The sequence below is a fragment of the Achromobacter sp. 1012554356 genome, assembly GCF_059760815.1.
Window position 1 is genome coordinate 67595 of the sequence record NZ_JCBANC010000029.1, and the last position, 8660, is coordinate 76254.

General features: G+C 67.4%; 10 protein-coding genes. 8 read left to right on the top strand and 2 right to left on the bottom strand.

Translation table 11 applies throughout. The features are described 5' to 3' along the window. Positions 1 to 140 precede the first annotated feature (140 nt). Genes AC6LJW_RS16510 through AC6LJW_RS16545 form a run of 8 tightly spaced genes read left to right on the top strand, consistent with a single transcriptional unit; the run spans position 141 to position 6777 of the window. A complete protein-coding gene (locus AC6LJW_RS16510; protein WP_498087777.1) occupies positions 141 to 536 on the top strand; it encodes a hypothetical protein in 396 nt (131 codons plus the stop codon). Continuing rightward, complete coding sequence (locus tag AC6LJW_RS16515) at positions 533 to 1381, top strand: alpha/beta fold hydrolase (RefSeq protein ID WP_427985736.1); 849 nt, start codon at positions 533 to 535, stop codon at positions 1379 to 1381. The genes AC6LJW_RS16510 and AC6LJW_RS16515 overlap by 4 nt, the downstream gene beginning before the upstream one ends. A 49-nt stretch (positions 1382 to 1430) precedes the next feature. Then, complete coding sequence (locus tag AC6LJW_RS16520; RefSeq protein ID WP_056568161.1) at positions 1431 to 2594, top strand: ABC transporter substrate-binding protein; 1164 nt, start codon at positions 1431 to 1433, stop codon at positions 2592 to 2594. Between the two features lie 18 nt (positions 2595 to 2612). Further along, complete coding sequence (locus AC6LJW_RS16525; protein WP_056568158.1) at positions 2613 to 3482, top strand: branched-chain amino acid ABC transporter permease; 870 nt, start codon at positions 2613 to 2615, stop codon at positions 3480 to 3482. Between the two features lie 3 nt (positions 3483 to 3485). Next, on the top strand, positions 3486 to 4460 hold the full coding sequence (locus tag AC6LJW_RS16530; RefSeq protein WP_056568153.1) for a branched-chain amino acid ABC transporter permease: 975 nt from the start codon (positions 3486 to 3488) through the stop codon (positions 4458 to 4460). Next, positions 4457 to 5239 carry an ABC transporter ATP-binding protein gene (locus tag AC6LJW_RS16535; protein WP_056568152.1) on the top strand — a complete coding sequence of 261 codons (783 nt, stop codon included), beginning with the start codon at positions 4457 to 4459 and terminating at the stop codon, positions 5237 to 5239. The genes AC6LJW_RS16530 and AC6LJW_RS16535 overlap by 4 nt, the downstream gene beginning before the upstream one ends. Further along, positions 5226 to 5939 carry an ABC transporter ATP-binding protein gene (locus AC6LJW_RS16540; RefSeq protein WP_056568149.1) on the top strand — a complete coding sequence of 238 codons (714 nt, stop codon included), beginning with the start codon at positions 5226 to 5228 and terminating at the stop codon, positions 5937 to 5939. Before AC6LJW_RS16535 ends, AC6LJW_RS16540 begins: the two co-directional genes overlap by 14 nt. Position 5940: 1 nt before the next feature. Then, entirely contained in the window at positions 5941 to 6777 is an 837-nt protein-coding gene (locus AC6LJW_RS16545; RefSeq protein ID WP_498087778.1) for an N-acyl homoserine lactonase family protein, read from the top strand. Positions 6778 to 6788: 11 nt separating this feature from the next. On the opposite strand, the gene AC6LJW_RS16550 is transcribed toward AC6LJW_RS16545, so the two are convergent. Then, a complete protein-coding gene (locus tag AC6LJW_RS16550; RefSeq protein WP_056568147.1) occupies positions 6789 to 7634 on the bottom strand; it encodes a branched-chain amino acid aminotransferase in 846 nt (281 codons plus the stop codon). Positions 7635 to 7704: 70 nt separating this feature from the next. Continuing rightward, positions 7705 to 8660: ABC transporter substrate-binding protein (locus tag AC6LJW_RS16555; RefSeq protein ID WP_498087779.1), on the bottom strand; the 956-nt coding region annotated here is incomplete at its 5' end.

Consider the following 8660-nt stretch of genomic DNA (forward strand, 5'->3'; position numbering starts at 1 on the left):
CCGGCTTCCCGCAGCGCCCGGCAAGACAGCGATTCCCGTGATTTCCCCGTGTTGACACGGCCAGTTTCCGATCCTTAGAATGTTCTAACAGAAAGAATAAGCGTTCTGCATATAAGAACGCGTCAGATAGGGAAGAGACAATGCACACCCAAGCCATGCCCGCGCGCGACGCGGGCGGCGCGCAGCTCGCGCAGCGTTTTCGTGACAGCGCGCTGTCGTTTTCGCGGCCACGCCAGGTCGACATGGATCTGCTGGTCCGGTTCGGCGTCCATCCGGTCCTCGTGCGCATCCGCGACGGGCGCGTCACGGCCGCCGAGCGCCCCGCGGCCCCGTTGCCTTCTTGCGACGTGGCAATGCAGGCCTCGGAAGCCGCCTGGTCGCGCTTCTGGCAGGCCGTGCCGGACGCCGGCTGGCACGACATCTTTGCGCTCGCCAAGCGTGGCGAATTGCGTATCGAGGGCAATCTCCAGCCCCTGATGGCGCACCTGCAGTTCGTCAAGGACCTGGTGGCCTCGCCGCGGGAGGTGCAGGCATGAAAGCGGCACTGGAACCCATCGTCGGCCGCTACGTGTCGTTCGACATCGCCGGCCGGCGCTGCCGCGTCTATTTCGAGGAGGCGGGCGAGGGCATTCCGCTGGTGTGCCTGCACACCGCCGGCGCCGACGGCCGTCAATACCGGCACATGATGTGCGACCCGGAGATCACCTCGCGCTATCGCGTCATCGCGCTCGACCTGCCGTGGCACGGCAAGTCGTATCCGCCCGAAGGCTGGCAGGACGAGGAGTACCGGCTTTCCACCGACCTGTACGTCGAGACCGTGATGGCCTTCTGCCACGCGCTGGCGCTGGACCGGCCGGCGCTCATCGGCTGCTCCATCGGCGGGCGCATTGTGCTGCAGCTCGCGCACCTGCATTCCCGCAATTTCCGCGCGCTGATCGGCGTTGAAGCGGCGGACCACCAGGCCCCCTGGTACGACACGTCATGGCTGCATCGCGGCGACGTGCACGGCGGCGAGGTCTGCGCGGCGCTGGTGTCCGGGCTGGTCGCGCCGCAGTCGCCCGCCGTGCATCGCCACGAAACCTTGTGGCAATACATGCAGGGAGGTCCCGGCGTGTTTCGCGGCGACCTGCACTTCTACCGGGTGGACAGCGACCTGCGCGGGCGCCTGGATGGCATCCGCACCGATCTGTGTCCGCTCTACCTGCTGACAGGCGAGTACGACTTTTCCTGCACGCCAGAGGACACCCTGCGCACTGCCGCCAGCATCCCTGGCGCGCAGGTGACCATCATGCGCGAATTGGGACATTTCCCGATGAGTGAAAACCCCGAGCAGTTCCGCGGCTACCTGCTGCCGGTGCTGGACGCCATCGCCCGCCAATAGAGCAGGCATTACCGACGGGCCGCTGTGGCCCGCATCCTCAGGAGACGACATGCGTTATCCGATCATCCTGGCCGGCGCTTTCGCGCTGGCCGCCGCAATCCCGGCCCACGCGCAGGAAACGCTGAAGCTCGGCGCGCTGGTCACCCTGTCCGGCGCGGGCGCTGCCTGGGGGCAGGGCATGAAGAACGCCGCGGAGGTCGCGGCCGATCAGGTGAACGAGGCGGGCGGCCTGGAAGTGGGCGGCAAGAAGTACCGCGTGCAGGTGGTGGCCTATGACGACAAGTACCAGGCGAACGAGGCCGTCACGGTGGCGAACCGCCTGGTGTTCGAGGACAAGGTGCGCTACGTGATCGGCCCGGTGGGCTCCGCGCCGGTGTTGGCGATCCAGCCGATGACCGAGAAAAACAAGGTCATCCTGCTGACGCTCGGTTTCACCTCCAAGGCGCTGGCCGCCGACAAGCCCTACACCTTCCGCCCCAACGTCACGACCGCCGAAGTCTCGCAGCCGCAGATCGACTGGCTGGTCAAGGCGCAAGGCCTGCGCAAGGTCGGCGCGCTGTTCCCTAACGACGAGACCGGCCAGCAGATCGCGCTGGACCTGGAGGCCGCCTACAAGAAGGCGGGCGCGGCGCTGGCCACCAAGGAATTCTTCGAACGCGACCGCGTCGACTTCGTGCCCCTGCTGACCCGCATGATGGCGCGCGGCATCGACGCCATCGAGCTGGACGGCAACTCCCCCACTACGGCGGGCCTCATCGTCAAGCAGGCGCGCGAACTGGGCTTCGAGGGCAAGATCGTGCGCACGGGCGGGCCGGCCACGCAGGAGATCGTCAACGTGGCGGGCAAGCAGGCCACCGAAGGCATGCTGGTCCACACGCCGATCGATCCGGACCTGCCCGCCACGCAGGCCTACGCCAAACGCTATGCGGCCAAGTACAAGCACGCGATGAATGGCTTCAGCCCGGCTTTCTACGATGGCACCAACATGCTGTTCGAGGCCATGCGCCGCGCGGGCACCGTCGAAGACACCGAACGGGTGCGCATCGAACTGGAGAAGCTGGATGGTTTTGAAGGCTCGCTGGGCAAGCTCAGCTGGACCGGGCAGGCCATGTACGGCATCAATCACCAGCTCAATGCGCCGTTCTACGTGGCCGAGGTCAAGGACGGCCGCGAGGTCATCCGCGCCCGCTGCACGGTCGAGAGTTGCCGCTAGCGCGGCGGAGGACACGACGTGGATTGGAGCATTCTGCTGGCGCAGGCCACGATCAACGGCTTGATCGTGGGACTGCTGTACCTGCTGATGGCGGTGGGCTTCACGCTGGTGTTCGGCGTGATGCGCATGGTGAATTTCGCGCACGGAGAGTTCTACATGCTGGGCGCGTTCGGCGCGTACTACCTGACCACTCAGGCGGGGCTGACTTTTCTGCCCGCCGTAGCGCTCACTTTCGCGCTGGCGGTCGCCGGGGGCGCGGTGCTGGAATGGGGCGTGCTCAAGCCGTTCCGGCGCGACGAGTTGAACGGCATGATCGCCACCATTGGCCTGGCGATGATCCTGCAGAACCTCGCGCTGATGTCCTTCGGACCGGATCCGCTGTCCATGCCGGCCGTCGCTCAGGGCACGGCGCGCATGGGCAAGCTGGTCGTGCCGCTGTCGCGCGTATACGTGGTGCTGTTCGCGCTGCTGGCGCTGGCGCTGCTGTACGGCTTTCTGAAGCACTCGCGGCCCGGGCGCGCGCTGCGCGCCGTGGTCGAGGACTTCGAGATCGCCGCGATCCAGGGCATCCGTTCGCGCATTTACTACCCGCTCGGTTTCGGCCTGGGCGTGGGGCTGGCGGCCGTGGCAGGCGCACTGATGGCGCCGCTGTTTTCGGTGTCGCCCTTCGTGGGGGCCACGCCGCTGCTCAAGGCGTTCATCGTGGTGATCCTGGGCGGACTGGGCAGCATTCCGGGCGCCGCCGTTGCCGGACTGGCGCTGGGGCTGGCGGAAAGCTACGGCAGCCTGCTGTTCGAAAGCAGCACCGCCGACATGCTCATCTTCGCCATCGTGATCGTCATGCTGGTCGTGCGGCCCAAGGGGCTGCTGGGCCGGGGGGAGGCATAAGCCATGACCGTACTTTCGCTTGAAGCCGGCATGGCGCGGCCCGCGCCCGTGCAATGGCTGTTGTGGCTGGCCCTGGCGGCGGCTGCCGTGACGCCGTGGTTTGCCGGGCCATTCGTGCAGCATCTGGCAGTGCTGACCTGCCTGAACGTGCTCATCGTCAACGGCCTGGCGTTGATCGCGCGCTGCGGCCAGCTGTCGCTGGGTCATGCCGCCTTCGTCGCGGTGGGCGCCTACGGCTCGGTACTGGCGGCGCGCCATCTGGGCTGGGGCTTTCTGCCTTCCATGCTGGCGGGCGTAGCCATCACCGCCGTCGTCGCGCTGGCGCTGGGCGCCATCATCCTGCGTCTGAAGGGCGTGTACTTCGTGCTGGTGACGTTCGCGTTCGGCGAACTGGTGCGGCTGGCGCTGTTGGACGGCTCATCCTGGTCGGGCGGCGCCAACGGCATCGCGGGCATCCTGCCGGCCGAACTGGCGGGCTGGGTGTTCGACAGCCGTGCCAGTTTCTACGGCCTGGCGCTCGCCGTGGCGCTGGGGTCCGTGGCGCTGCTGGCCGCGGTGGCCAGGCGCCCGTTCGGCCATGCCATCGACGCGGTGGCCGAAAACCCCGCGCTGGCAGAATCCACGGGCCTGTCCGTGCAGCGCATCCAGCTATGCGCATTCGTGGGCGGGTGCGCGCTGGCGGCGGCCGGCGGCGCCTTGCAGGCGCGGTATGTGGGCTACGTCTCGCCGGAATCGTTCAACGCCAGCATCTCCATCGGCTTCATCATCATGCTGGTCATCGGCGGCCGGCGCTCGGTATGGGGCGGCCTGATCGGCGCGATGGTGCTGACGCCGCTGCCGGAACTGTTCCGGGGGGCGGTCCAGACGCAACACATCTTTTACGGTGCGGCGCTGATCCTGATCCTGCGCTTTCTGCCCGCGGGCCTGGCTGGTCTGCCTGGGCCCTGGCAGGCGCGCCGCCGCAAGGAGTCACAATGAGCCAGCCTTTATTGCAGGTGAACGGTCTGTCTCGCAGCTTCGGGGGCCTGGCGGCCTTGCGCGGGCTGACGTTCTCCGTCGCCAGCGGCGAGATCGTGGGCCTGATCGGGCCGAACGGCGCGGGCAAGACCACCGCCTTCAACGTCATCAGCGGGGCCATGCCGCCCAGCGCCGGATCGGTGCATTTCGGCGGCCAGGACATCTCGGGCGCGCCGCCCAGCCGTGTCGTTGTGCATGGCCTGGCCCGCACGTTCCAGTCCACGTCGACGTATCCCGACGTGACGGTGGCCGGAAACATCCATCGCGGCATGCTGTCGCGGGTCAGGCATTCGTGGCTGCGGCGGCTGGTGGGGCGTACCGAGCACCTGTTGTCCGCCGATGAGGTCGCCCGCGAGGTCGATCGCCTGCTCACGCTGCTGGATCTGCAGGCGTGGCGCGAGGCACCGGCCGGATCGCTGGCCTACGGCCTGCAGAAGAAGCTGGGCATCGCCATTGCGCTGGCCTGCCGGCCGCGCATGCTGCTGCTGGACGAGCCGGCCGCCGGTCTGAACCATGAAGAATGCAACGAGCTTGGCCGTCTGCTGCGGCGGCTGCGGGACGAGGAGGGGCTGACGATGCTGCTGGTCGAACACCACATGGCGCTGGTCATGGAGCTGTGCCATCGCATCGTCGTGCTGGTCCAGGGCGAGAAGATCGCCGAGGGCACGCCGCAGGCCATCGGCGACAACCCCGCCGTGATCGAAGCGTATCTGGGAGCGCCCGATTATGCCCATGCTTGAAGTCCAGGATCTGAATGTGCGGTACGGGCAACTCGAGGCGGTGCGCGGCGTCAGCTTCAACGTCGAGCAGGGCGAGATCGTGGCGCTGGTCGGCTCGAACGGCGCCGGCAAGAGTTCCACGCTCAAGGCGCTGATCGGCCTGGCGCCGGTGGCAGGCGGCCGCGTGCGATTCGAAGGGCGCGACATTTCCCGGCTGGGGTCGGCCGCGCGCGTGTCGGCGGGCCTGGCGCTGTCGCCGGAAGGGCGCCGCCTGTTTGGCCGGATGACCGTGCTGGACAATCTGCTGGCCGGGGCCCACGCGGTGCGTTCGCGCGCCGGCGTGCGGGCGCGGTTGGACGAGATCTACGCGCTTTTTCCGCGGGTGCAGGAGCGGCGCGCGCAACTCGCGGGTTCGTTGTCCGGCGGCGAACAGCAGATGGTGGCCATCGGACGTGCGATGATGGCGCAGCCTCGGCTGCTGATGCTGGACGAGCCGTCGCTGGGCATCGCGCCCAAGATCGTGGCCGAGATCGCGGGCGCTATCCAGCGCATCAACCGCGACAGCGGCATCGCCATTGTGGTGGTGGAGCAGAACGCAAGGCTGGCCCTGCGGCTGGCGCACCAGGCCTATGCGTTCGAGCATGGCGAGGTGGTGCGCAGCGGCAAAGGCGCCGATCTGCTGGCGGATCCCTTCGTGCAGAAAGCCTACCTGGGAGTCTGAAATGAATGCGGCGATGAATGGGGCAAGCGCGGTGGCGGCGCCCGGCGCGCTACCCGAGTACGAGATCTACGCCGTCCGCTACGCAAGCATGGCGCGCCAGCGCCGCGACAATTTCCTGGGCGGCGATCCCCACGACGGCGACATGCCGATGGATTTTTTCGTGTGGCTGGTGCGCGGTGCGGGCCGGGTTGTGCTGATCGACACGGGCTTCAATGCCGCCATGGCGCGCCGGCGCCAGCGCGAGCTCATCCACTGCCCGATCGGCGCGCTGGCGGCGCTGGGCGTGCAGCCCGCTGATGTGCAGCACGTGGTGCTGACGCACCTGCACTACGACCACGCCGGCAACCTGGACCTGCTGCCCGAGGCGATCTTCCACGTGCAGGACGACGAGATGGACTACGCCACGGGCCGCTGCATGTGCTTTGAACCGCTGCGTCACGCGTACGCGGTCGAGGACGTGGTGTCGCTGGTCCGGCGCGTGTATGAAGACCGTGTGGTGTTCCATGACGGCGACGACGCGCTGCTGCCGGGCATCGAACTGCTGAAGATCGGCGGCCACACCAAAGGCCTGCAATCGGTGCGCGTGCACACGGCGCGCGGCTGGGTGGTGCTGGCATCGGATGCCAGCCACTACTACGAGAACATGGCGCGGGGTCGGCCGTTTCCCATCGTTTACAACACCGCGCAGATGCTGTCGGGTTACGCCAGACTGCATGCGGCCGCGCAATCGGACCAGCATGTTGTGCCGGGCCACGATCCGGCGGTGCTGCAGCGCTATCCGCTATTTCAGGATTCCCCCCACGTGGCGATGCTGCATCTGCCGCCGCAGGGGGAATGAGCCGGCGGCGATCAGCCGCGGCGCGTGCTTTCCGCGTACTCCATGTACAGCTGATGTGCACGGCGCGCGATCGGACCGTACTCCAGCGGGCGGTCCTCGACGCGGTTTACATGCACCACCTTGCCGTAGTTGCCCGACGAAAACACTTCGTCGGCCGCTTCGACGTCGGCGCGGGTCAGGCTGCGTTCCTGCACCTCGATGCCGTCGGCCTTCAGCAACGCCAGCACGCGGCGGCGCGTGATGCCGTTCAGGAAGGTGCCGTTGTCGACGGGCGTGGAGACGACGCCGTCCTTGGCCAACCACAGGTTGCTGGTGGCGAACTCGGCCAGGTTGCCCGCGCCGTCCAGCATGATGGCGTTGTCAAAGCCCTTTTCGGCGGCTTCGCGGATGGCGCGTTGGCCGTTGGGGTACAGGCACGAGGCCTTGGCGTCGGTGGGCGCCATGTTGGGCCACGAACGCGCAAAGCTGGAGAAGCAGGCGGAGAAGCCCTGGTCGCCCGGCATCGGCACCTTGAACACATGCAGCACGAACTGGGTCTTGTCGGCGTCGGGCAGCAGGAAGCCGTCGGCGCAGAAGAACATCGGCTTGATGTAGAGCTCGGACCCTTCCGGAAAGCGCGCCACGGCCTGCAGGCACAGGTCCTGGATTTCTTCCCAGGCCAGTTGCGGCTTCATCAGCATTTTTTCCGCCGAGCGCACGACACGCTGGCAGTGCAGGTCCAGGTCGGGCGTCAGGCCGCGGAAGGCGCGCGCGCCGTCGAAGACCATGCTGGCCATCCAGAAGGCGTGGTCGGCCGGGCCGAGCAGTTTGGGGTTTTCGGTGGTCCAGTGACCGTTGTGCCAGAACAAGGCATCCATGATTGTCTTCCTTCGCTTGAATCGGGTTGGCCTGTGCTGGCCGAGCCGCCAGAATACATGACCTGGCGCGTTATTCCTTGGCCAGCGCCGCCTGCACGCGGTCGGCGGCAACCGCGGGCATCCATTGCCGCCAGACGGGCGCGTATTGCTTGAGGAAATAACGCGCGGCGTCCTCGGGTTCCTTGCCTTCGTTTTCCAGCCAGCCCAGCGTGGCGTCGATGGCGTCGTCCGGCACCGTCAGCTTGGTCAGGAACTCGGTGATGCGCGGCGCCTGTTTGGCGAATTCGGCGTTCATGCCGGTAACCACGGGGTTGGGCTTGAACTGCGTGGCCACGGGATTGGCGCACTTGGGATCGGTCATGCACGTGTAGGCGGCCTGGTCGAATGCGGGCAGCTCCAGCTTGACCAGATCCAGCGCGCCGACCAGCGACGTGGGCGTCCAGTAGTAGAAGACGATATCGCGTTTGCGCTTGTAGGCCGACACGATCGCCGCCTTTTGCGCGGCGCCGGAGCCGGGCGCGAACAGGGAGTAATCCTTGTCCAGCTTCAGGGCGCGCAGCAGGTTGTCGTTCAGCGTGCCGCAGGCCCATCCGGCCGGGCAACCGTAGATGCGGCCGCGGCCCGGGTCCTCGGGGTCGGCAAACACTTCCTTGAAGCGGGCCAGGTCGGCGGCGGACTTGAGCTCCGGGTGGCGTTCGACGGTGTAGCGGGGCACATACCAGCCTTCGCCCGCGTCATAGACGTGGCCCACGCCCAGCACCTTGCCGCTGGCCAGCGCCTTCTTCCAGGCGCCTTCGATCTGGCCGGGCCAGACCTCGGGCGTGACGTCGACGTCGCCGCGTTGCAGCGCGGCCAGCATGGGCAGGGTTTCGCCGATTTCGACGGAGGTCTTGCAGCCGTAGCCGTGTTCCAGCACATAGCGTTCGATGCCGGCAAGCACCAGGTTGGATTCCCAGTTCAGGCCACTGAAACGGATGGGCCGGTCGACTTCGCAAGCCGGGGCGGTGGGGGCGGCCTGGACCGCGG

Bases quoted from the DNA above. Each gene is read 5' to 3' on its own strand.
- AC6LJW_RS16545 (WP_498087778.1), top strand. From the start codon at position 5,941: ATGAATGCGGCGATGAATGGGGCAAGCGCGGTGGCGGCGCCCGGCGCG.
- AC6LJW_RS16510 (WP_498087777.1), top strand. From the start codon at position 141: ATGCACACCCAAGCCATGCCCGCGCGCGACGCGGGCGGCGCGCAGCTC.
- AC6LJW_RS16515 (WP_427985736.1), top strand. From the start codon at position 533: ATGAAAGCGGCACTGGAACCCATCGTCGGCCGCTACGTGTCGTTCGAC.
- AC6LJW_RS16530 (WP_056568153.1), top strand. From the start codon at position 3,486: ATGACCGTACTTTCGCTTGAAGCCGGCATGGCGCGGCCCGCGCCCGTG.
- AC6LJW_RS16540 (WP_056568149.1), top strand. From the start codon at position 5,226: ATGCCCATGCTTGAAGTCCAGGATCTGAATGTGCGGTACGGGCAACTC.
- AC6LJW_RS16535 (WP_056568152.1), top strand. From the start codon at position 4,457: ATGAGCCAGCCTTTATTGCAGGTGAACGGTCTGTCTCGCAGCTTCGGG.
- AC6LJW_RS16550 (WP_056568147.1), bottom strand. From the start codon at position 7,634: ATGGATGCCTTGTTCTGGCACAACGGTCACTGGACCACCGAAAACCCC.
- AC6LJW_RS16520 (WP_056568161.1), top strand. From the start codon at position 1,431: ATGCGTTATCCGATCATCCTGGCCGGCGCTTTCGCGCTGGCCGCCGCA.